The sequence below is a fragment of the Achromobacter sp. GQ309 genome, assembly GCF_059759315.1.
Map to the genome: position 1 here is coordinate 453342 of NZ_JCAXDP010000004.1, position 21629 is coordinate 474970.

Here is a 21629-nt window from a genome sequence, read left to right on the forward strand (position 1 = left end):
GGTGACGTCACCGACATTGGTGAGCACACGCTTAGCGCGTGCATCCCGTTTGAGAGAGTGAGTACAACGACGTACCCATGCCTGGCGGCATTCCGTTAGCGATGATGGAGCAAGCCATGTCACCTCGCAAGTCCGATGCAACCCTAAGCCTGGCCCATCCCGATGCCGCAGGCATCGACATCGGATCAGCCAGCCACTTCGTCGCTGTCCCCAGCGACCGCGACGAACAACCTGTCCGCGAGTTCAAGAGCTTTACCGCCGACCTGTATCGCCTGGCGCAATGGCTCAAGGACTGCGGCATCACCGCCGTGGCCATGGAGTCCACCGGCGTTTACTGGATCCCGCTTTACGAGCTGCTCGATAGCCAGGGCTTCACCGTTTACCTGGTCAACGCCAGGCACGTGAAGAACGTCTCGGGCCGCAAGTCCGACGTGCTGGACTGCCAATGGCTGCAGCAGCTCATGAGCTATGGCCTGCTGGCCGGCGCCTTCCGTCCCTCTGACGAGATCTGCGTCCTGCGCGAGTTCTCGCGCCAGCGCGAGATGCTGCTGGCCTCGCAGGTTCGTCACGTGCAGCACATGCAGAAGGCGCTGGCCCAGATGAACATCCAGCTTACGCACGTGTTGTCGGACGTGGTCGGGGTCACCGGACAGGCCATCATCCGCGCCATCGTCGACGGCGAGCGCGATCCGCACGTGCTGGCCCGCCTGAAGAAGCGTCAGGTCAAGGCCAGCGAGGACGACATCGCTGCCGCGCTGCAAGGCAACTGGCGTCATGAGCACCTGTTCGCGCTGCGGCAAGCGCTGGCCCTGTACGACACCTATCAACAACTGCTCAATGAATGCAACCAGCACATCCAGGCTGAACTGCAAAAACTGCACCGCCATGACGGCGATCCGGGTAAGTCGCAGCGCCGCTGGCCCAAGAAAGCCATGGCCTTCGATCTGCGCACGCATCTATTTGCCATGTGCGGCGTGGACCTGACTCGCATCAACGGCATCGACGAAATGACCGCCTTCACCGTCCTGTCCGAGGTCGGCCCGGACATGAGCCGCTTCCCTTCGGCCAAGCACTTCGCTTCGTGGCTAGGCTTGTGCCCGGGCACACGCATCTCCGGGGGCAAGGTTCTGAACGGCGCCACCAAACGCTCACCGAACCGCGCTGCGCAAGCCCTACGTCTGGCGGCCATGGCGCTGCGCCACAGCCAGTCCGCCTTAGGCGCCTATTACCGAAGGCTGTGCGCCCGCCTGGATAAGCGGCGCGCCATCACCGCAGCCGCACACAAGTTGGCTCGACTGATTTACACCCTGTTGGCCAAAGGGGCCGAGTACGTGGACCAAGGCGAGCTGTACTACGAAGAACGCCACCGCCAACGCGTCCTGCACCACCTGACAAAGCGCGCAGAGACCATGGGCTACAGCTTGGTACCGTTGGCCACCCCAGAAAAGGCCAATGAAATATCAACAGCTTAGGAGGAGTTTCTTGAGAGGGAGCCGAAGGCGGACGAAGATGACGACGGGGCAGTCCGGAGCGAAGGCTCCGGACCGCAATCGTGGGCGATCGCCTCCCCGGTGACCGCGGCGTCGGGCGACCTACGGAGAACCGGCTCCCCGCACAACGAGGTTTGACACCAACGCCAAACAACGACCGATTGCCTTACTTAGCCGCCCCTGCCGACCACCCCTTAGACAACTCCACTGCCTGCCGCCACCGCTTCATCCGCGCATCTCTCACGGACTGAGGCCACGCAGGCGTGAACGTGCGTTCAGCCTGCCACTTCGATGCAAATTCATCCGGACCCGACCAGAAGCCTACAGCCAGGCCGGCGAGGCCCGCTGCGCCGAGTGCAGTCGATTCGGGAACCCGGGGGCGGACAACCGGAACGCCCAGAATGTCAGCCTGCATCTGCATCAGCAAATCGTTGCGGGCAGCACCGCCGTCGACGCGCAATTCCGTCAAAGCGATGCCGCTGTCCGCATTCATGCACGTCAGCAGTTCAGCGCTTTGCAGGGCGATGGATTCCAGCGTCGCGCGCGCGATGTGGGCGCGTGTGGTGCCGCGAGTCAGGCCAACAAGGGTGCCGCGCGCGTAGGGATCCCAGTGCGGTGCGCCCAGACCGGCGAAGGCCGGGACCATGAAAACGTCGTCGGTGTCCGAGACGCTGGCGGCCAGGGATTCGATTTCTTCGGAGCGCTGGATGATGCCCAACCCGTCGCGCAGCCATTGAACCGCAGCGCCGGCCACGAAGACGCCGCCTTCCAGCATGTACGCCGGCTTCCATTTGTCCTGCCCCGCTTGAGGTAGGCCCCACCCGACCGTGGACAGCAGGTTGTTGCGCGATTCAACGGGCTTGTCGCCCACGTTCATCAGCATGAAGCAGCCGGTGCCGTAGGTGTTCTTGGCCATGCCCGGGGTAAAGCAGGCCTGACCGAAGGTCGCGGCCTGCTGGTCACCCGCCACGCCCGCGATGGGCACGGAGCCGCCCAGCCATTCCGGCAGCGCCTCGCCGACGATGGCGCTGCTGGGCGCGATCTGCGGCAGAACGCTGCGCGGGATGTTGAGCAGCGCCAGGATGTCGTCGTTCCAGTCCTGCGTGTGCAGGTCGAACAGCATCGTGCGCGAGGCATTGCTGGGGTCGGTGCTGTGTACCGCGCCGCCGGTCAGCTGCCAGATCAGCCAGGTGTCGATGGTGCCGAAGGCCAGTTCGCCGCGTTCGGCCAGGCGGCGGGCGCCGGGCACGTGGTCCAGCAGCCAGGCCAGTTTGGTGCCGGAAAAGTAGGCGTCGACGACCAGGCCCGTGCGCGCCTGCAGGAAGTCGCCGTGGCCGTCCTGGCGGAGCTGGTCGCACATCGGGGCCGTGCGGCGGTCCTGCCAGACGATGGCGCGGGCCAGCGGGCGGCCGGTCGAGCGTTCCCAGATGAGCGTGGTCTCGCGCTGGTTCGTGATGCCGATGGCGGCGATGTCTGCCGCCGCCGCGCCCGCGTTGCGCAAGGCCTCGCGGGCGACGTCGAGCTGGCTGTGCCAGATCTCGTTGGCGTCGTGCTCGACCCAGCCCGGACGCGGATAGTGCTGGCGGAATTCACGTTGGCCGACGCCGCGGACCACGCCGTCGCGGTCGAACACGATGGCCCGGGAGCTGGTCGTGCCCTGGTCCAGGGCTAGGACAAATTCATTCGTCGTCACTGTTTTTCGCGCCGTTCAGGTGTGCCCCGGCCAGCGGGTCGAGGCGTCTAAAGGAGAAAGTCGATGCCATGCACAGCAGGCCGATGACGATGAAGCCGGCAACCACGTCGCTGATGGCCAGCGTTTCGGCGCCGCGCAGCGACATGCTGATGTTCAACGTGACCGCGGCCACCCCGACGCCCAGCGTGATGCCCAATTGCTGGGCCATGGCCGAAAAGCTGCTGGCGCGGCTCATCTTGGCGGGCGGGATGTCGGCATAGGTTAGCGTATTTACCCCCGTGAACTGCAACGACCGGAAGAAGCCGCCCACCAGCAGGATGGCGATCATCAGCCATACGGGCGTGGCCGGGTTGAAGGCGCCGCAGACGATGATGAAACCGCCCGTCAGTAGCGCATTCAAGGTCAGCACGCGGCGAAAGCCGAAGCGTTGCACGATGGGCGTGGCCACGAACTTCATCAGCAGCGCGCCGGCGGCGCTGGCGAAAGTGATGAGGCCGGCCGAGAACGGCGAAAGGCCAAAACCCACCTGCAGCAGCATGGCCAGGAGGAACGGCGTGGCGCCGACCGCGAAGCGGCACAGGTTGCCGCCCAGCGTGGAGATGGCGAACGTGGGAATCCGCATCAGGGACAGATCGATGATGGGATGTTCGGTGCGCCGTGCGTGCACGCCGTACAGCAGTCCGCACACGATGCCAACGGCGATGAGGCCGAGCAGCATGGGCAGCGGCATCACGTCGCGGCCGATGGCCTCGAAGCCGGTGACCAGGGTGGCCAGGCAGCCGGCGCTCAGCAGAAAGCCGATCCAGTCGAGCCGCGGCGTGCCGGTTTCGCGGATTTCGGTGACGTACCGCAGCACCAGGAAGATGCCCAGGAACCCGATCGGGATGTTGATCAGGAAGATCCAGTGCCACGACATATACGTGACCATGAAACCGCCCAGCGGCGGTCCGATCACCGGTCCCAGCAGTGCCGGGATCGACAGAAAGGACATGGCCTTGAGCAGATCCTGCTTGGGGACGGTGCGCAGGAGGATGATGCGGCCCACCGGCACCATCATGGCGCCGGCCATGCCCTGGACGATCCGGGCCAATACGAGTTGGGGGAGGTCCTGCGAGATGGCGCAGGCGACGGAACTGAGGGTGAACAGGCCGATCGCGGTAATGAATACGCGCCGGGCGCCGTAGCGGTCAGCCGCCCAGCCGCTGATGGGCACGAAGACGGCGACGGCCAACAGGTACGAGGTGATGGCCACATTGAGCCGCACCGGGGTGGATCCCAGGGCTCGTGCCATGGCGGGCAGGGCGGTCGCCACGACCGTCGCGTCCAACATTTGCATGAACAGCGCGCAGCCGACGATGAAGGGGATCATGCGCGCCGCGCGCACCGCATCCGGGGTTGACGGTGGAGCGGGATTGGCTGCGGCGGCGGATTCTGCGGACATGTCGGGCGGGCTGCGGTGGAAGCCTGACGATTGTAACGCCGGGGATATGGCCGCCGTGAAGTAAACTCGAGACATCTGCAACCTAATGAAATTGGCGTCATGGCGACCAACTACGAATCCGAGATTACCCAGTTCCTCAAGGACTTCAAGAAATCCCACCCTGGCACCGAAGAGCGCCAGCGCGAGGGACGCGCCCGCCTCTGGGACAAACCGCAGGATCAAGAGCTGCTCGAAGGCTTCCGCGCGGCACGCGTGGCGCAAAGGCCGTACGTGTATCAGGCCGACTGATACCCTTCTCGGCAAACATGGTTCAGAACCCCTCGGTGCCAGGCGATGCCCTGGCCAAGCTAGTGGAACCGTCCGTCGACAGCACGCCCGACACCATCGATAGCGTGGCGTTTGCGCGTCTGTACGGCGAGCCGCTGTTCCAGATGCCGACGGACCTGTACATCCCGCCCGATGCGCTGGAAGTCTTCCTCGAGGCGTTCGAAGGGCCGCTGGACCTGCTGCTTTACCTGATCCGCAAGCAGAACTTCAACGTTCTGGACATCCCCATGGCGGATGTCACGCGGCAGTATCTGTCGTATGTGGACCAGATCCGCATCACCAATCTGGAACTGGCCGCCGAATACCTCCTGATGGCGGCCATGCTCATCGAGATCAAGTCGCGCATGCTGCTGCCGGTCAAGAAGACCGACACTGGCGAAGAGCCCGAAGATCCCCGCGCCGAACTGGTCCGCCGCCTGCTCGAGTACGAGCAGATGAAGCTGGCCGCCCAGAAGCTCGACAAGATGCCGCAACTGGGGCGCGATTTCGTCAGCAGCCAGGCCGTGGCCGACCTCAGCGTCGAGCGCGCGCTGCCCGACGTCAGCGTGGACGACCTGCGCGCGGCCTGGGCCGACATCATGAAGCGGGCCAAGCTCAACCAGCATCACCACATCACGCGCGAGCAACTGTCCGTGCGCGATCACATGACGCACATCCTGCGCCGCCTGAACGACGTGCGTTTCATGGAATTCGGCGACCTCTTCATGGAGCGCGTCCGCGAGGGCGCGCCCGCCGCGGTCGTCGTCGTGCATTTCATCGCCATGCTCGAACTGGCGCGCGAATCGCTGCTGGAAATCACGCAGGCCGAGCCCTATGCGCCCATCTACGTCCGCCTGGCGTACACCAGCGTGGCAGCCGTCGCGGCCTGATCCTGACCGGGCTCCTGCCCACCCCGGAGATTCCCTTGAAAGTCGTACACACCATCCAGGAATTGCGCGATCACCTGCGCGGACAGAACCGCGTGTCGTTCGTGCCCACCATGGGCAACCTGCATGAAGGCCACCTGTCGCTGATGAAGCTGGCGCGCCAGCACGGCGATCCCGTCGTGGCCAGCATCTTCGTGAACCGCCTGCAGTTCGGCCCGAACGAGGACTTCGACCAGTATCCGCGTACCCTGGCCGCCGACATCGAAAAGCTTGAAGCGGCGCGCGACGTCTACGTGCTGTTCGCGCCGAACGAGCGCGAGATGTATCCCGAGCCGCAGAATTTCCGCATCCAGCCGCCCGATGACCTGGGCGACATCCTGGAAGGCGAGTTCCGTCCCGGTTTTTTTGCCGGTGTCAGCACCGTCGTGCTGAAGCTGTTTTCCTGCGTACAGCCGCGCGTGGCGGTGTTCGGCAAGAAGGACTACCAACAGCTCATGGTCGTGCGCAACATGTGCCGCCAGTTCCAGTTGCCCGTCGAGGTGCTGGCGCATGAAACCGTGCGGGCGGACGATGGCCTGGCGCTGTCGTCGCGCAACCGCTACCTGACCGACGACGAGCGCGCCGAGGCGCCGGCGTTGTACGCCGAGCTTCAGGAGATCGGCCGCCGCCTGGCCCAGGGCGAGCGCGATGCTGCTGCGTTGGAAAACGACGCGGCCCAGCGGCTGACGCAGCGCGGCTGGAAGGTCGACTACGTGGCCCTGCGCCGCCAGCGCGATTTGAAGCGCCCCGAGGCCGCCGACCTGCAGGCGGGCGAACCCGTCGTCGTGCTGGCCGCGGCCAAGCTGGGCGCCACGCGACTGATCGACAATCTGGAATTGGTCTACACGGCCTGAAGCGGCGTGGCGGTGACATCCGGGCGCGCGATGCGGGGCGCTCGGTGCAAGGCGCCTGGTACAGGCGCTTGATAGGGCAATTGAGGCGAGGCGTTTTCATCAGCCCCTAGCAGAATTGCCAGCTTACGGCGGCCCGGCCGGCGGGGCAGACTGTTTGCAATCCTACATTGCAAACGAGCTTCCATGCCCTTTCCTCACCCCGAACTCGACGCCGCCCTTTCAGCCCTGACCGCCCGCGAACGCCAGATTGTTGACTACGTGGCGGCTGGGCGCGCCAACAAGGTCATCGCCATCGACCTGGGCATTTCCCTGCGCACGGTCGAAGCCCACCGCGCCCGCATCTTCGCCAAACTCGGCGCCCGCAACGCCATGCAACTTGCCTGCCGGCTGTGTGCGCACGGGCAGTCCGGCGCATCGCCCGTTCCGGGCGCGCACTGGCCGTCCCGCACTATGCCGCCTTTCGTCCGCCCTGGCGCGCCAGCCCAGGCATTGCACGAGCCCGCCAGCGAATACGGCGACTGCCCGGTAAAACCCGATGTTCCGCCCTGATGGCGATTTGGTGCCGGCGGTCTTGTGCGCACACGTAAGGCAAGGCGTGCTTCGCAGCCAAAATCCTCCGCCATAGCGTGCTGCCGTGGGGGCAGCCGCTTTCCGTCGCGCGTGCCTTTCACCGGGCCCAATGGCTGCCGGCAAAAGAATTCGGGCCTGACGAACAAGGTGTTCGTCAGGCCCGGATGGGGTGCTGCGGTGTTCGCCCTGCGGCGCTCAAGCGCCGTGGGCGGACATCCCTTCGATCAAGGGCACTTGGGCGCTGCGGCGCTGGCCAGTTCGTCGATCGGGTCCAGATCCGGCTGGCGGGTCAGGTTGTAGTTCAGGTTGGGCGTCTGGCCGCCAATGGAGCGCACGCGCAGCACGTTGTTGGCTGCGACCACGAATTCCACGCGGACATTGCCTTGGCCGTCCATCAGGATGACGCGCGGCGGGCGTTCTTCGGTGGCGTCCCAGCAGCCTTGCTCGGAAACGGGCGGGCCCTTCTTGGGATCGTTGTCGAGGTAGGCGGTGCGGCCGCGCCAGCGGCCATTGGGCGCCAGCGTCAGCGTCACGCGCTGGGCCGTGCACTGCATGGCGGGCGAAAAACACGGCAGCGTGCCCATGTAGGTTTGCGGCTGCGGAACGAGGCTGTGGGTGATGCCGTTGGCCGCAGGGGCAGGGGCCACGGGGGCGGGCGCCGAGCCGCCGGCGCCCCCGGAGCCACCGGCACCGCTTTCTGCGCCTTCGGGCACGGACTGGCCGTCTTCGGTGGTCTGGCCGGCAGCAACCGCCTGCTGATTCTGGTTCTGTTGACGGCGCGCGTCGGGCTTGAGCTCGATCTGCACTTGCGACGGGGCGCGAATGACGGTGCGGTAGCCGGCGCCGGAACCTTGGTACTGGGCGTCGGTCACGGTGCTTTCGGCCGGCAGGTCGTAATAGCCTTCAGCTTTCTGCTTGGCGCAGCCGGTTGCGGCGATCACGGTGCCCGCTAGCAGCAGCCCCATGACGCTGAGTTTGCGGGAGCGGGAAACGATTTCTACGCGCGCGGCCATGGCAGCTTATCCGTGAATTGAGTCTGTCTCCGATTTTACGCACTTATGCGAAGATTCGATACGTTCCCCTTAGCCGTTCCCGGGCATCCCGGCACTTTATGCACAAATTACGACACGGCCGCGCGCGGCTCCTCATTCCTTGCGCCATCGCCGGTTTGTCGGATGGGCAGGCGCGTCCGGACCGCAAGGGGCGATGACGCCGATGTGGCACGTCTTTGATCTACCCTTTGGCGTCTTCATCGGCGCGGCGGCGCTGGCGGGCCTGTTCGTGGGCAACTGGCTGACGGTGCTGACCCATCGGCTGCCGCGCATGATGGAGCGCGAATGGCACGCGCAGTGCCTGGACGCCGCCGGCAAGCCGCGGCCCGCCGGACACTATGGCCTGCTGTCGCCGGCCTCGCAATGCCCGGCCTGCGAGGCGCCCATCGAAAGAATGGCCCGGATTCCCGTGCTCGGCTGGCTGCTGCTGCGCGGCCGGTGCGCGGCGTGCCACGCGCCCATCGGCTGGCGCTATCCCGTCATTGAACTCCTGACCTGCGCGCTGTTCGCCGCCTGCGCGCTGCGCTTTGGCGCGACGCCGATCGCGTTGGCGGCCATGGGCTTGTCGGCCATGCTGGTGGCGCTGGCATGGATCGACTTCGAAACGACGTTGCTGCCCGACGTTCTGACGCAGCCGCTGGTGTGGGCGGGCCTGCTGGTGAACCTGTTTGATGCGTTCACCAGCGTGCAGACGGCGGTGGTCGGCGCGGCAGCCGGGTATCTCTTCCTGTGGGTTATCTTTCATGTGTTCCGCCTGTTGACCGGGCGCGAAGGCATGGGGCAAGGCGACTTCAAGCTGCTGGCCGCGCTGGGCGCGTGGTTTGGTGTCGAGGCCTTGCCGATGTTGCTGCTCAGTGCGTCGCTGGTGGGCGTGCTGATCGGCGGAACGCTGACGCTCACCGGCCGCGCCAGCCGCGGCCAGCCCTTGCCCTTCGGGCCGTACCTGGCGCTGGCCGGCCTGGTCATGCTGCTGCTGGGCGGCGAACAAGGCATGTGGCAGTTCATGAACTAGGGACGGCCAGTCAGGACGACCAGTCAGGACGGCCGGTCACGATGATCGGCCAGCCGAGGGCCGCCGGCATCGACGGCCATGCAACGGCACTAAGCAAGAGACAAAGGAAAGGCAGCATGTTCAACATTGGTCTGACGGGCGGCATCGGCTCGGGCAAGTCCCGCGTGGCGGACATGCTGGCGGAGTGGGGCGCGGCGTTGGTCGACACCGACGAGATCGCGCGATCGCTCACCGCCGCCGGCGGCGCTGCCATGCCCGCGATCGAACACGAGTTCGGACCGCAGGCGCTGACGCCCGACGGCGCGCTGGACCGCGCGTGGATGCGCACGCAGGCGTTCGCCGATCCGCAGGTGCGGCGGCGGCTGGAGGCCGTGCTGCACCCGGCCATCGGCCGCGAAACGCAGCGGCAGGCGGCGGCCGCGCGCGGATCGTATCTGGTCTTTGTGGTGCCGCTATTGGTTGAGTCCCTGGACCGTTGGCGTGACCGCGTGGATCGTATCTGCGTGGTCGATTGCGATCCCGAAACGCAGGTCGCTCGCGTGCAGCAGCGCAGCGGGCTGACGGAGCAGGACATCAGGCGTATCATGGCGGCACAGGCTGCGCGGGCACGCCGGTTGGAGGTCGCGGACGACGTCATACTCAACGACGCAACGACAACACCGGAACAGTTGCGCGCGCGGGCGATGACCCTGCATGACCGCTGGCTGGCGCTGGCGACCACCACGGGCCGGTAAGCCAGCGGCTGCCGGCACCCCTGAAAATTCTTGGCCCGCCGGCCAACCACTTGATAGGGCCTGTAAAAAAGCGTGATCGTTTACGAATATCCCTTCAACGAGCGCATCCGTGCTTATCTGCGGCTGGAATACCTGTTCGACAGGCTCTTCTTCTTTGCTCGCGAGGGTGACTCACGCCAGCATCAGGTTGCCGTCACCTCCCTTTTCGATCTGCTCGACGCGTGCGAACGCACCGACGTGAAAGGCGCGGTCCTGCAAGACCTCGAACGCCAGCGCTTGGCGCTGGTCGGGCTGCGCGACCATCCCGGCGTGGCGCAGGACGCGCTGGAAGGCATGCTGCGCGAAATGGAAAAGGTGGCCAGTGCGCTGGCTGCCCCTGGCAAGACCGGCCAGTCGCTGCGCGAGAACGAATGGCTGACCAGCCTGCGCGGACGACTGTCGGTGCCCGGCAGCGCCACGCAGGTCGACATGCCTTCGTACTATGCCTGGCAGAACAAGCCCGAGGCCGCGCGCTGCGCGGACCTGCAGGCGTGGGTGTCTCCCTTCATTCCCCTTTACGATGGCCTGACCCTGGCGCTGCGCCTGTTGCGCGAGTCCGGACGCAAAACCGACATCGTGGCCGAGCAGGGCGCCTATCAGCAGATGCTGGGCGGCAAACAGTTCCAGCTGCTGCGCGTCTGGGTGGACCCCACCCACGGCGTCTTCCCCGAGATCAGCGCCAATAAGTACATGATCTGGATACGTTTTTCCACCCAGGACGGGGAGTTCAAACCCCAGCAGGTGGCCCGTGATGTGTCATTCCAGATGACCCTCTGTAGCTCTTAGGCTGAAGTTACGCAGGGTTTCGCTGCCCGGATTCCTGTTGCGGGTAGTTTCAGCATGACGGTCATCAGGGCCGAAATCGGGACGGTCTAGTAGACAATACGGCTTTCCTTCCGAGTGTGCCGGAACCGTTTCCATGTCCGATAGCCGTCCTGTATCCCCACCCTCCCGCTGGAGCCGTCGCCGCGTGGTCGGCTTGGGTCTGCTGCTCCTCGTTGTGGCGGCGATCGCGTGGTTGGTGCTCCGGCCCTCGGCCAAGCAGGGTGGTCCCGGCGGACGTGCCGGCGGCCGGCCTCCCATGGCGGCCATGGCCAACTTGCCGGTGCCGGTGCGAATCGCCACCGCCGCCCAGCAGGACATCGACATCTTCCTGCGCTCGCTGGGCACCGTCACCGCCTACAACACCGTCACCGTCCGAAGCCGCGTCAGCGGCGAACTCGTCGACGTCGCCTTCCAGGAAGGGCAGCAGGTCAAGGCCGGCGACCTGCTGGCGCAGGTGGACCCGCGTGCGTTCCAGGTGGCCTTGGACCAGGCGCGCGGCACGCAGATGCAGAACCTGGCCCAGCTGGAAAACGCCCGCCGCGACCTGCAGCGCTACCAGGCCCTCTTCAAGCAGGATTCCATTGCCCGCCAACAGGTCGACACGCAGGCCGCGCTGGTGCGCCAGTACGAAGGCACGGTCAAGAGCGATCAGGCCAATGTCGACAACGCCAAGCTGCAACTCGATTACGCGCGCATCACCGCGCCGATCAGCGGCCGTCTGGGTCTGCGCCAGGTGGACCGCGGCAATCTCGTGTCCAGCGCGGACACCAACGGTCTGGTCGTCATCACCCAGACTCAGCCGATTTCCGTCGTCTTCACCCTGCCTGAGACGCAGTTGCCCGAAGTGCGCGCGGAACTTGCTGCCGGCAAGACGTTGACGGTCGACGCCTACGACCGCGCCGACACCCGCCGCATCGCAACCGGCACGCTCGAGACACTGGACAACCAGATCGACGTGACCACCGGCACGCTCAAGCTCAAGGCCCGCTTCGACAACGCCGACGACGCGCTTTTCCCCAACCAGTTCGTCAACGTGCGCCTGCACGTGCTGACCCGCAAGGACGTGACCGCCATTCCGACGGCGGCGGTCCAGCAGGGCTCGGCCGGCGCGTTCGTCTTCCTGGTGCAGGACGACAACACGATCGCGGTGCGCCAGGTCAAGCTGGGCGCCATCAACAGCGGCATGGTCGCCGTGAACGAAGGCTTGAAGCCGGGTGACCGCGTCGTCACGGAAGGCACCGACCGCCTGCGCGCTGGCGCCAAGGTGGAAATCCTGGGCGGCGCCGAAGTCATTCCCGCCACCCGCGACAAGACGCTGGGCGCGGGGGCGCCGGCCGGCACCACGCCCGCGTCCAAGTAAGCCGAGAACGCCGTGAGCCCGTCGCGCCTTTTCATTCTGCGCCCCGTGGCCACCACCCTGTCGATGGTGGCCATCCTGATCGCGGGCCTCATCGCCTACCGTTTCCTGCCGGTTTCGGCGCTGCCCGAAGTCGACTATCCAACGATCCAGGTCGTGACGCTGTATCCCGGCGCCAGTCCCGACGTCATGACATCGCTGGTCACGTCACCCCTGGAACGGCAATTCGGCCAGATGCCCGGCCTGAACCAGATGTCGTCCACCAGTTCGGGCGGCGCCTCGGTCATCACCCTGCAATTCAACCTGACGCTGCCGCTGGACGTGGCCGAACAGCAGGTGCAGGCGGCCATCAACGCGGCGTCGAACCTGCTGCCGTCCGACCTGCCGGTGCCGCCCACCTACAACAAGGTCAACCCGGCCGACGCGGCGGTGCTGACGCTGGCGATCACGTCGCCCACCATGCCGCTGCCGCAGGTGCGCGACCTGGTCGATACGCGCGTGGCGCAGCGGCTGTCGCAGATCCCGGGCGTTGGCCTGGTCAGCGTGGCGGGCGGGCAGCGCCCGGCCGTGCGCGTCCAGGTGAATCCGCAGGCGCTGGCAGCGAATGGCCTGTCGCTGGCCGACCTGCGCACCGCCATCGTCGGCGCCAACGTCAACCAGCCCAAGGGCAACCTGGACGGTCCGCAGCGCTCCACCACCATCAACGCCAATGACCAGCTCAAGTCGCCCACCGACTACAACAGCCTGATCATTGCGTACAAGAACGGCGCGCCGCTGCGGCTGGCCGACGTGGCGCGCGCGGTCGAAGGCGCCGAAGACACCCGCCAGGCCGCGTGGGCCGGCGACAAACCCGCCATCCTGCTGAACATCCAGCGCCAGCCCGGCGCCAACGTGATCGACGTGGTCGACCGTATCCAGGCGCTGATGCCGCAGTTGCGCGCCGCGCTGCCCGCCACGCTGGACGTGACGGTGGTGTCGGACCGCACGCAGACCATCCGCGACTCGGTCGCCGACGTGCAGTTTGAAATGCTGCTGGCCGTCGGGCTGGTGGTCATGGTCACGTTCATCTTCCTGCGCAGCCTGACGGCCACGCTGATTCCCAGCGTCGTCGTGCCGTTGTCGCTGGTGGGCACCTTCGGGATCATGTATCTGTCCGGGTTCTCGATCAACAACCTGACGCTGATGGCGCTGACTATCGCCACCGGCTTCGTGGTGGACGACGCCATCGTCATGATCGAGAACATCGCTCGCCACATCGAAGAAGGCGAAAAGCCGATGCAGGCCGCGCTGAAAGGCGCATCGCAGATCGGCTTCACGCTGATCTCGCTGACCCTGTCGCTGATCGCCGTGCTGATTCCGCTGCTGTTCATGACGGAGGTCGTGGGCCGGCTGTTCCGCGAATTTGCGATCACGCTGGCGGTGGCCATCTTGATTTCGCTGGTGGTGTCGCTGACGCTGACCCCCATGATGTGCGCGCGCCTGCTGCGCGCCGAATCCGAAACGAAGCACGGGCGTTTTCATCAGGCCACGGGCGCCTTCATCGACCGCATCATCGCCGGCTATGACCGCATGCTGCAGGTCGTGCTGCGCCATCAGACGCTGACGCTGATCGTGGCGGTGGCCACCTTTGCGCTGACCGTGCTGCTTTACCTGGTGGTGCCCAAAGGCTTCTTCCCGCAGCAGGACACCGGCCTCATCCAGGCCATCACGCAGGCGCCGCAGTCCATTTCGTTCACCGCCATGTCCCAGCGCCAGCAGGCGGCGGCCCGCTTGGTGCTGGAAGATCCCGACGTGCAGGCCGTGTCGTCCTTCATCGGGGTGGACGGCAGCAACGCCACGCTCAGCGCCGGCCGCATGCAGATTTCGCTGAAGCCCCAGGCCGAGCGCAATGGCGATCTGCGCACCGTCATGGCCCGTCTGCAGGAAAGCCTGAACAAGCAGGACGGCCTGACCGTCTACATGCAGCCGGTGCAGGACCTGACCATCGAAGACCGCGTCAGCCGCACGCAGTACCAGATGACGCTGTCCAACCCCGACCTGAAGGTGCTGAGCGAATGGACGCCCAAGCTGGTCGAGCGTCTGCGCGCCGTGCCGGGCCTGATGGACGTGGCCGACGACCTGCAGGACGACGGGCTGCAGACGTGGGTGGAGATCGACCGCGACGCGGCCTCGCGGCTGGGCATCACCGCCGCCGTCATCGACGAGACGCTGTACAACGCCTTCGGCCAGCGGCTGATCTCCACGATCTTCACGCAGTCCAATCAGTACCGCGTGGTGCTGGAAGTCCTGCCGCAGTTCCAGATGTCGCCCAGCGCGCTGGGGCAGATCCACGTGCCCACGTCCACGGGCGCGCAAGTGCCGCTGTCGTCGGTCGCGCACATCAGCGAAGGCCGGACGGTGCTGGCCGTGAACCGGCTTGACCAGTTCCCCATGGTGACCGTGTCGTTCAACCTGGCGCCCGGCGCCTCGTTGTCCGACGCTGTGGAAAACATCAAGGCGGCCGAAGCCGAAATCGGCATGCCGTCCAGTGTCGAAACGCGCTTCCAGGGCGCGGCGCTGGCGTTCCAGAATTCGCTGTCCAGCACGCTGTGGCTGATTCTGGCGGCCGTGGTCACGATGTACATCGTGCTGGGCGTGCTCTATGAAAGCTACATCCACCCCATCACCATCCTGTCCACGCTGCCGTCCGCGGGCGTGGGGGCGTTGCTGGCGCTGCTGATCAGCGGCACGGAACTGGACATGATCGGCATCATCGGGATCATCCTGCTGATCGGCATCGTCAAGAAGAACGCGATCATGATGATCGACTTCGCGCTGGACGCCGAACGCAAGCGGGGACTCGCGCCGCGCGAGGCCATCCACGAGGCCGCGCTGCTGCGCTTCCGGCCCATCCTGATGACCACGCTGGCCGCGCTGTTCGGCGCCTTGCCGCTGATGCTGTCCACCGGCACCGGCGCTGAACTGCGCCAGCCGCTGGGCCTGGTGATGGTCGGCGGCCTGCTGTTGTCGCAGGTGCTGACGCTGTTCACCACGCCGGTCATCTACCTGATGTTCGATCGCATGTCCCGCCGTTGGCGCGGCGCGGGTGCGCCGTCCGCCGGAGACGCGCGATGATTCTGTCGGCCCCCTTCATCGTCCGGCCGGTGGCGACCACGCTGCTGAGCCTGGCGGTCGTGATGGCCGGCATGCTTGCGTTCTTTCTGTTGCCCGTGGCGCCGCTGCCGCAGGTGGACATCCCCACTATTTCCGTGTCGGCCAGCCTGCCGGGCGCCAGTCCCGAGACCATGGCATCCAGCGTCGCCACGCCGCTGGAACGCTCGCTGGGCAGCATTGCGGGGGTCACGGAAATGACCTCGCGCAGCTCGCAGGGCTCCACGCGCATCACGCTGCAGTTCGACCTGTCGCGCGACATCAACGGCGCGGCGCGCGACGTGCAGGCCGCGATCAACGCGGCGCGTTCGCTATTGCCGACCGGCCTGCGCAGCAATCCCACCTATAACAAGTCCAATCCGTCGGACGCGCCGATCCTGACGCTGGCGCTGACGTCCGACACGCTCAGCCAGGGCCAGCTGTACGACCTGGCCTCCACTATCGTGGCGCAGAAGCTGTCGCAGGTGGACGGGGTGGGCGAGGTCACGGTGGGCGGCAGCTCACTGCCGGCGGTGCGCGTGACGGTGCTGCCCGGGGCGCTGGCCAACCAGGGCGTGTCGCTGGACGAACTGCGCGCCACGCTGGCCAACGCCAATGCCAACCGCCCCAAGGGCGTACTGGAAAACGACCGCTACCACTGGCAGATCATGGTCAGCGACCAGCTCAGCCGGGCCGAAGAATACCGGCCGCTGATCGTCGCCTGGCGCGACGGCCGGCCGGTGCGCGTGTCCGATGTGGCCAAGGTGGAAGACTCGGTCGAAGACCTGTATCAGACCGGCTTTTTCAACGACCGCAACGCCATCCTGATGGTCGTGCGGCGGCAGGCCGACGCCAACATCATCGAAGCCGTAGACGCCGTGCGCGCGCAGTTGCCCGTGCTGCAGGCGCTGATGCCCGCCGACGTCAACATGACGGTCGCGCAGGACCGCACCCCCAGCATCCGCGCGTCGCTGCACGAGGCCGAGCTGACGCTCATCATCGCCGTCGGGCTGGTGGTGCTGGTGGTGCTGCTGTTCCTGCGGCGCTGGCGCGCGGCCATCATTCCCAGCGTCGCGGTGCCGGTGTCGCTGATCGGCACGTTCTGCATCATGTACCTGTGCGGCTACACGCTGAACACCATCTCGCTGATGGCGCTGATCGTCGCCACGGGTTTCGTGGTGGACGACGCGATCGTGGTGCTTGAAAACATCATGCGCCACGTCGAGAACGGCATGTCGCCGATGCGCGCCGCCTTGCGCGGCTCGCGCGAGGTCGGTTTCACGGTGCTGTCGATGAGCCTGTCGCTGGTGGCGGTGTTCATCCCCATCCTGCTGATGGGCGGGGTGGTGGGGCGTCTGTTCCGCGAGTTTGCCGTCACCTTGTCCGCCGCCATCCTGGTGTCGCTGGTGGTGTCGTTGACGCTCACGCCCATGATGTGCGCGCGCCTGCTACGGCCCGAACCCAAGGATCCCAAGCCGCCGGGCCGGCTGGCGCGCTGGACCGAACGGGGCTTTCAGTCCATGCAGGACGGCTATCGCCGCTCGCTGGGCTGGGCGCTGGCGCACGGCCGCCTGATGATGCTGACGCTGGCGATCGCCGTGGGCCTGAACGTCTATCTGTACACCGTGGTGCCCAAGGGCTTTTTCCCGCAGCAGGACACGGGTCAGCTGCTTGGCTTTTTCCGTGTCGACCAGGGCACGTCGTTCCAGGCCACGCTGCCCAAGCTTGAAGCGCTGCGCAAGGTGGTGCTGGACGACCCGGCCGTGCAAAGCATGACCGGATACGCGGGCGGGCGCGGCGGCAGCAACAGCAGCTTCATGCAGATCCAGCTCAAGCCGCTGGGCGAGCGCCAGGTTTCGGCCGACGTCGTCATCAATCGCCTGCGCGCCAAGCTGCAGAACATGCCTGGCGCGCGCCTGTTCCTCGTGTCGCAGCAGGACATCCGCATCGGCGGCCGCCAAAGCCAGGGCTCGTACGACTACACCCTGATGTCGGGCGATCTGCAACTGCTGCGCACCTGGATGCCCAAGGTGCAGCAGGCGATGGCCAAGATTCCGGAGATCACCGACGTGGACGCCGACGTCGAGGACCGCGGCCGCGAGATCAACCTGGTCATCGACCGCGAAGCCGCGACGCGGCTGGGCATCAGTATGGCCACCATTTCCACGGTGCTGAACAACTCGTTCAGCCAGCGCCAGGTGTCGGTCATGTACGGGCCGCTCAACCAGTATCACGTGGTGCTGGGCGTGGACCCGAAGTTCGCGCAGGACATCGAATCGCTGCGCCAGGTCGAGGTCATCACCGCGGACGGCGCCCGCGTGCCGCTGTCGGCGTTCACCAAGCTTGAAAACGCGAACGCGCCGCTCAGCGTGAGTCACCAGGGCCTGTTCGTGGCCGACACCATCTCGTTCAGCCTGGCGCCCGGCGTGTCGCTGGGGCAGGCGACCACCGCGATCGACAATGCCGTGGCGCGCCTGGGCTTGCCATCTGACCAGATCCAGGCGGGCTTTCAGGGCACCGCCGCCGCGTTGCAGCAGACGCTGGCGCAGCAACCCTGGCTGATCCTGGCCGCGCTGGTCACCATGTACATCGTGCTGGGCATTCTGTACGAAAGCTTCATCCACCCGCTCACCATCCTGTCCACGCTGCCGTCGGCGGGGCTGGGCGCGCTGCTGGCCCTGCTGCTGGTGCGATACGACTTCACGCTGATTGCGCTGATCGGCGTGTTTCTCTTGATCGGCATCGTCAAGAAGAACGCGATCATGATGGTGGATTTTGCGCTGGACGCCCAACGCCACCACGGCATGACGCCGCGCGACGCGATCTTCCAGGCGTGCCTCACGCGGTTCCGTCCGATCATGATGACGACGATGGCGGCCATCTTCGGCGCGCTGCCGCTGGTGCTGGCCACCGGCGTCGGCGTCGAGATGCGCCAGCCGCTTGGCATTACCATCGTGGGCGGCCTGGTGCTGAGCCAGATCCTCACGCTGTACACCACGCCCGTGGTCTATCTTTATCTGGACCGCTTCCGCCTGTGGGCCGCGCGCCGGCGCGCTTCGCGGGGCGGGAATTCCGCTTCCATAGAACACACATGATCCGTACCAAGCCGTATTCCTCCGCCACTCTTGCCCGCGCCGCGGCCACGCTCGCGCTTTGCGCGCTGCTGGGCGCCTGCGCGGTCGGGCCCGACTATCAGCGCCCGGCGCTGGACGTGGGCGCGGCCTACAAGGAAGGCCAGGTCGAGGTGCCCGGCTGGAAGCCGGCCCAGCCGCGCGACGACGCCGACCGCGGCGCGTGGTGGAAGGTCTATGACGACCCCACGCTCAATGGCTTGGTAGACCGGCTGAACACGTCCAACCAGACCATCGCGCAGGCCGAGGCGAACTACCGCCAGGCGCTCGGTCTGGTGCGCGGCGCGCGTTCGGGCTTCTACCCCACCGTGGGCGCCGGGGCGGGCATGACCCGAGGCGGCAACGGCGGGCAGAGCGGTTCGTCGACGGGTTCCGGCAGCAACGTGTCCAACCAGTATTCCCTGACGGGCAGCGTCAGCTGGGAACTGGACGTCTGGGGCCGGGTGCGCCGCAGCGTCGAGTCCTCTGAAGCCAGCGCCGCCGCCAGCCTGGCCGACCTGGGCGCGACCCGCCTGAGCGCGCAGGCCGCGCTGGTGCAAACCTATCTGCAACTGCGCGTGCTGGACGAACAGAAGCGCCTGCTTGACGCCACCGTGGCCGCGTACGAAAAGTCATTGCAGCTCACACAGAACCGCTACGAAGTCGGCGTCGCGGGACAGGCCGACGTGGCCGTCGCGCGCACGCAGCTTGAAAGCACCCGCGCGCAGTCCATCGACCTGGATTGGCAGCGCGGCCAGTACGAGCACGCGATCGCGGTGCTGATGGGCCAGGCGCCTTCGCAGTTCAGCCTGCCGCCCGCGGTGTTCACGTTGCGGCTTCCGCAGATTCCGGTGGGCCTGCCCTCCGAGCTGCTCGAGCGCCGTCCCGACGTGGCCGCCGCCGAACGCCGCGCCGCAGCCGCCAACGCGCAGATCGGCGTGGCGCAGGCCGCGTGGTTCCCCAGCCTGACGCTGTCGGCCGACGGCGGTTTTCGCAATGGCGAATTCGCGGAACTGCTGACGGCGCCCGCGCGCTTCTGGTCCTTGGGACCGGCGCTGGCGCTGACGATCTTCGACGGCGGTGCGCGCGAGGCCCAGGTCGAGCAGGCCCGTGCCTCGTACGACTCGCAGGCTGCGGCCTATCGGCAGGCGGCGCTGACCGGCCTGCGCGAGGTCGAGGACTACCTGATCCAGCTTCGCGTGATGGAGCAGGAGCAGATCGTGCAGCGCCGCGCACTGGAATCGGCGCGCGAATCGCTGCGTCTGATCCAGAACCAGTACAAGGCGGGCTTGGTCGATTACCTGAGCGTGGCCGTGGTGGACGCCACCGCGCTAAGCAGCGAGCGCAATGCGCTGAGCCTGTTGGGCAACCGGCTGGTGGCCAGCGTCAATCTGATCGTTGCGCTGGGTGGCGGTTGGGAAGGACTGCCGGTCGAGACGGCGCGTGCTGACGGCGCCGGGCCGGCCGTGACGCAGACGTCCGCCGCGCAAACACCTGCCGCGCAAACGCCGGCGCAGTAACCTGGCGCGGGGCCGGCGCCCCTGCGCCAGGCGGTGGCCTTACAAGCCAACCGCCTTCAGATCCGGCCGCTGGCGGTGCCATTCGGTGACCGCCTGGAATGCGATGCCGATCTTGCCCAGCACGCCTTCCGCGTTGGGCTTGCCCAGCAACTGCACGCCTAGCGGCAAGCCGTCGCTGGTGAAGCCCGCGGGCAGCGCCAACCCGGCTGCATTCATGTAATTGCCCGGGCGGGTGAACGCCGCGAGCGGGGTGGCCGCTTCGTCCACCTCGGTCAGCGGACGCGCGCCGAACGGGGCGGCTGGCGTGAGCACGGCGTCGAACTCCTGCATCCAGTCCAACCAGTCGCGGCGCGCCTGCGCGTGCGCCTGCAATGCCGCGATGTAGTCGGCGGCCGAGATCCCCTTGCCCGACAGCACGCGGGCGCGGACATACTGGCCGATGGGCTTGGCAGGGTCCTCGATGTAGCCGCGATGCAGCGCGTAGGCTTCGGCCGAGATGATCTGGCCGTTGCGCTGCATCATCTCGCGAAAGTCGAAGGGAAGGGGCGTCTCGGCCACATCCGCACCCAGCGCGGCGAGCACGCGGCGCGCGTCGTCCAGCGCCGACAGCGCGTCGGCGTCCACGGCGATGGGATGCTGTGCCGTCGGCATCACTGCGATGCGTACGCCGCGCAGAGGCTGCGCGCCGCCGGCCGGCTCCCGGTAGTCGAACGCGGGGATGCCGAACGTCAACGGGTCCTGAGTGTCGTGGCCGGCCATCAGTGCGGTCAGCAGCATCGCGTCGCGGGCGTCGCGGCTCAGCGGGCCCAAGGTGTCCAGCGTGGTCGACAGCGCTACCGCGCCGTGCAGGCTGATGAGACCGCGCGTGGTCTTCAGGCCCGTGATGCCGTTCAGTGCGGCCGGGATCCGGACCGAACCACCGGTGTCCGATCCCAGGGCGGCAGGCGTCAGGCCGGCCGCCACGGCGACGCCGGATCCGCTGGATGAGCCGCCGGGCACGCGCGCACGCTCCAGGTCCCAGGGGTTGCGCGGCGTGCCCATGACAGGATTCGTGCCCCAGCCGCCGAAGGCGAATTCCACCATATGGGTCTTGCCCAGCATCACCATCCCCGCGTCCAGCAGCCGCGTGACTGCGGTGGCGGTGACGCCGCTGCGGCGTTCGCGCCAGGCCTCGGACCCCGCCGTGGTGATGTGGCCCTGGATGTCGCACAAATCCTTGACCGCCACCGGCACGCCGTCCAGCGGGCTGAGCAGCCCGTAGCCCGCGCGCCGCCGCGCGTCGGCGGCTTCGGCCAGCCGCAGTGCACCCGCGTTGTCCACGCTGATGAAAGCGCCCAACGTGGGATTTGCCCGGTCGATGCGGTCCAGGAAGTGGCGCGTCAATTCCACCGAGCTGTAGCGGCCCTGTGCCAGGCCATCCGCCAGATCGGCCAGGGTGGCAAATGCGATGTCAGACATGGATTCCCTCGATGCGATGCCATGCGTCTGTCTGCCAGGCGCATGCAACCCCGTCCGCGTGATGGCGGCCGGTCTCGGCATGTAGGGTGCATCGGCGCGGGGGTTTGGTCTAT

15 protein-coding genes and 1 pseudogene are annotated in these 21629 nt (G+C 66.7%); 12 read left to right on the plus strand and 4 right to left on the minus strand.

The annotated features are described in order from the left end of the window. Positions 1–116: 116 nt before the first annotated feature. Positions 117–1472 carry an IS110 family RNA-guided transposase gene (locus AC6CIE_RS15315; RefSeq protein WP_175139658.1) on the plus strand — a complete coding sequence of 452 codons (1356 nt, stop codon included), beginning with the start codon at positions 117–119 and terminating at the stop codon, positions 1470–1472. 184 nt (positions 1473–1656) lie between these two features. On the opposite strand, the gene glpK is transcribed toward AC6CIE_RS15315, so the two are convergent. Then, positions 1657–3183, minus strand: coding sequence for a glycerol kinase GlpK (gene glpK, locus AC6CIE_RS15320; protein ID WP_498092724.1), 1527 nt, complete (start codon positions 3181–3183; stop codon positions 1657–1659). Beyond that, positions 3170–4624, minus strand: a complete 1455-nt coding sequence (locus AC6CIE_RS15325; protein ID WP_175139036.1) for a DHA2 family efflux MFS transporter permease subunit — start codon at positions 4622–4624, stop codon at positions 3170–3172. The genes glpK and AC6CIE_RS15325 overlap by 14 nt, the downstream gene beginning before the upstream one ends. A 99-nt stretch (positions 4625–4723) precedes the next feature. Here AC6CIE_RS15325 and AC6CIE_RS15330 point away from each other — a divergent pair, with 99 nt between their 5' ends. From AC6CIE_RS15330 to AC6CIE_RS15345, 4 genes are all read left to right on the plus strand, one after another. Next, complete coding sequence (locus tag AC6CIE_RS15330; RefSeq protein ID WP_056564661.1) at positions 4724–4912, plus strand: DUF3460 family protein; 189 nt, start codon at positions 4724–4726, stop codon at positions 4910–4912. A 17-nt stretch (positions 4913–4929) separates the two neighbouring features. Then, positions 4930–5820, plus strand: coding sequence for a segregation and condensation protein A (locus AC6CIE_RS15335; RefSeq protein ID WP_063956906.1), 891 nt, complete (start codon positions 4930–4932; stop codon positions 5818–5820). 35 nt (positions 5821–5855) lie between these two features. After that, positions 5856–6710, plus strand: a complete 855-nt coding sequence (gene panC / locus AC6CIE_RS15340; protein ID WP_498092726.1) for a pantoate--beta-alanine ligase — start codon at positions 5856–5858, stop codon at positions 6708–6710. 183 nt (positions 6711–6893) lie between these two features. Further along, positions 6894–7259 (plus strand): response regulator transcription factor, encoded by a 366-nt coding sequence (locus AC6CIE_RS15345; RefSeq protein ID WP_498092728.1) that lies wholly within the window; start codon positions 6894–6896, stop codon positions 7257–7259. 245 nt (positions 7260–7504) lie between these two features. Here AC6CIE_RS15345 and AC6CIE_RS15350 read toward each other — a convergent pair whose 3' ends face one another. After that, complete coding sequence (locus tag AC6CIE_RS15350) at positions 7505–8293, minus strand: copper resistance protein NlpE N-terminal domain-containing protein (RefSeq protein WP_175139033.1); 789 nt, start codon at positions 8291–8293, stop codon at positions 7505–7507. Between the two features lie 202 nt (positions 8294–8495). Here AC6CIE_RS15350 and AC6CIE_RS15355 point away from each other — a divergent pair, with 202 nt between their 5' ends. The 7 genes and pseudogenes from AC6CIE_RS15355 (at position 8496) to AC6CIE_RS15385 (ending at position 20058) form a co-directional block, all read left to right on the plus strand. Then, positions 8496–9344: a prepilin peptidase gene (locus tag AC6CIE_RS15355; RefSeq protein ID WP_498092857.1), complete on the plus strand. Its 849-nt coding sequence runs from the start codon at positions 8496–8498 to the stop codon at positions 9342–9344. A 116-nt stretch (positions 9345–9460) separates the two neighbouring features. Continuing rightward, a pseudogene (gene coaE, locus AC6CIE_RS15360) lies at positions 9461–10154 on the plus strand (dephospho-CoA kinase). Beyond that, complete coding sequence (gene zapD, locus AC6CIE_RS15365) at positions 10151–10903, plus strand: cell division protein ZapD (protein ID WP_175125956.1); 753 nt, start codon at positions 10151–10153, stop codon at positions 10901–10903. Before coaE ends, zapD begins: the two are co-directional and overlap by 4 nt. Positions 10904–11036: 133 nt before the next feature. Continuing rightward, positions 11037–12302, plus strand: coding sequence for an MdtA/MuxA family multidrug efflux RND transporter periplasmic adaptor subunit (locus tag AC6CIE_RS15370; protein ID WP_218342220.1), 1266 nt, complete (start codon positions 11037–11039; stop codon positions 12300–12302). Between the two features lie 12 nt (positions 12303–12314). Next, a complete protein-coding gene (locus tag AC6CIE_RS15375) occupies positions 12315–15413 on the plus strand; it encodes an MdtB/MuxB family multidrug efflux RND transporter permease subunit (protein WP_218342219.1) in 3099 nt (1032 codons plus the stop codon). Continuing rightward, entirely contained in the window at positions 15410–18523 is a 3114-nt protein-coding gene (locus tag AC6CIE_RS15380; RefSeq protein WP_498092730.1) for a multidrug efflux RND transporter permease subunit, read from the plus strand. The genes AC6CIE_RS15375 and AC6CIE_RS15380 overlap by 4 nt, the downstream gene beginning before the upstream one ends. Then, a complete protein-coding gene (locus tag AC6CIE_RS15385; RefSeq protein ID WP_367351380.1) occupies positions 18520–20058 on the plus strand; it encodes an efflux transporter outer membrane subunit in 1539 nt (512 codons plus the stop codon). Before AC6CIE_RS15380 ends, AC6CIE_RS15385 begins: the two co-directional genes overlap by 4 nt. A gap of 39 nt (positions 20059–20097) precedes the next feature. Here AC6CIE_RS15385 and AC6CIE_RS15390 read toward each other — a convergent pair whose 3' ends face one another. Continuing rightward, a complete protein-coding gene (locus tag AC6CIE_RS15390; protein WP_498092732.1) occupies positions 20098–21516 on the minus strand; it encodes an amidase in 1419 nt (472 codons plus the stop codon). Between the last annotated feature and the right edge of the window lie 113 nt (positions 21517–21629).

Excerpts from the sequence above, each read along its gene's own strand:
- AC6CIE_RS15380 (WP_498092730.1), top strand. The coding sequence starts at position 15,410 with ATGATTCTGTCGGCCCCCTTCATCGTCCGGCCGGTGGCGACCACGCTG.
- AC6CIE_RS15325 (WP_175139036.1), bottom strand. The coding sequence starts at position 4,624 with ATGTCCGCAGAATCCGCCGCCGCAGCCAATCCCGCTCCACCGTCAACC.
- AC6CIE_RS15385 (WP_367351380.1), top strand. The coding sequence starts at position 18,520 with ATGATCCGTACCAAGCCGTATTCCTCCGCCACTCTTGCCCGCGCCGCG.
- AC6CIE_RS15390 (WP_498092732.1), bottom strand. The coding sequence starts at position 21,516 with ATGTCTGACATCGCATTTGCCACCCTGGCCGATCTGGCGGATGGCCTG.
- AC6CIE_RS15355 (WP_498092857.1), top strand. The coding sequence starts at position 8,496 with ATGTGGCACGTCTTTGATCTACCCTTTGGCGTCTTCATCGGCGCGGCG.
- AC6CIE_RS15330 (WP_056564661.1), top strand. The coding sequence starts at position 4,724 with ATGGCGACCAACTACGAATCCGAGATTACCCAGTTCCTCAAGGACTTC.
- AC6CIE_RS15370 (WP_218342220.1), top strand. The coding sequence starts at position 11,037 with ATGTCCGATAGCCGTCCTGTATCCCCACCCTCCCGCTGGAGCCGTCGC.
- AC6CIE_RS15315 (WP_175139658.1), top strand. The coding sequence starts at position 117 with ATGTCACCTCGCAAGTCCGATGCAACCCTAAGCCTGGCCCATCCCGAT.
- AC6CIE_RS15350 (WP_175139033.1), bottom strand. The coding sequence starts at position 8,293 with ATGGCCGCGCGCGTAGAAATCGTTTCCCGCTCCCGCAAACTCAGCGTC.
- AC6CIE_RS15345 (WP_498092728.1), top strand. The coding sequence starts at position 6,894 with ATGCCCTTTCCTCACCCCGAACTCGACGCCGCCCTTTCAGCCCTGACC.
- AC6CIE_RS15335 (WP_063956906.1), top strand. The coding sequence starts at position 4,930 with ATGGTTCAGAACCCCTCGGTGCCAGGCGATGCCCTGGCCAAGCTAGTG.